1 pseudogene (running past one end of the window) is annotated in these 867 nt (G+C 33.2%); it reads left to right on the plus strand.

What is annotated here, in order from left to right:
* Positions 1 to 699 (plus strand): annotated as a pseudogene (locus WG67_RS08330) (IS3 family transposase); it begins 395 nt to the left of the window's first position.
* Positions 700 to 867: the final 168 nt, after the last annotated feature.

Genomic DNA, 867 nt, shown 5'->3' on the forward strand with positions numbered 1-867 from the left:
ATCAGCAAATAAAGAGTTATTAGCAGATATTCAAAAAATATATCAAGCTTCTAAATGTAGATATGGAGCTCCTAAAATTCATGCTGAATTAAAGGCTTTGGGTAAAAGTTGCAACTTAAAAACAGTGCAAAGTATTATGCAGAAAAATGGTATTCAGGCTATATTGAGAAGAAAATTTAAAATTAAGAAACAACAAACGGACAGTAGCTCCCAATATATTAGACCAAAACTTTATTGTCGATCAACCAAATAAAGTATGGGATTACTTATATAAAAACCAAAGAAGGATGGCTATATTTGGCAACAATAATCGATCTATATTCACGCATGGTAGTTAATGAGCAGTTCAATAAATAAACAATTGGTTATGGACTCTTTATTAATGGCCGTTAACAAGCGTAAACCTGCCAAAAATCTACTATTACATAGTGATCAAGGTTCACAATATACTTCGCAAGGTTATCAATATCTCTTATCCATAAAAAACATAGATGAGTCATAAAGGTTGTTGTTACGACAATTCTGTTGTGGAAAGCTTCTTTAGCTCATTGAAAAGAGAAATACTTATTGATACTTCACAACACTCTGCTCAACAAACTAGAACTGCAATATTTGAATACATAGAAATTTTTTATAACAAACAACGTCACTATTAACTATTGCATTCCTGAGCATTTTGATTCATCATTCTCTTTGTGAAAAACATTCCAAACTTTCTCTCCACTTTTTCTGGGTAAGGTCAGTTTCCATTTGGTTCAAACTCGGATACAATTTCCCCAGAGCTGGGTAATCTCATACCAGAACCATCTGCTGCAATAAGTCTATAGCCTCTCCAACTCAGGTTCATCCTGATAGGCTGTTTGGATG

It is taken from the genome of Wolbachia endosymbiont of Drosophila incompta, from assembly GCF_001758565.1.
Classification (GTDB): Bacteria; Pseudomonadota; Alphaproteobacteria; order Rickettsiales; family Anaplasmataceae; genus Wolbachia; species Wolbachia pipientis.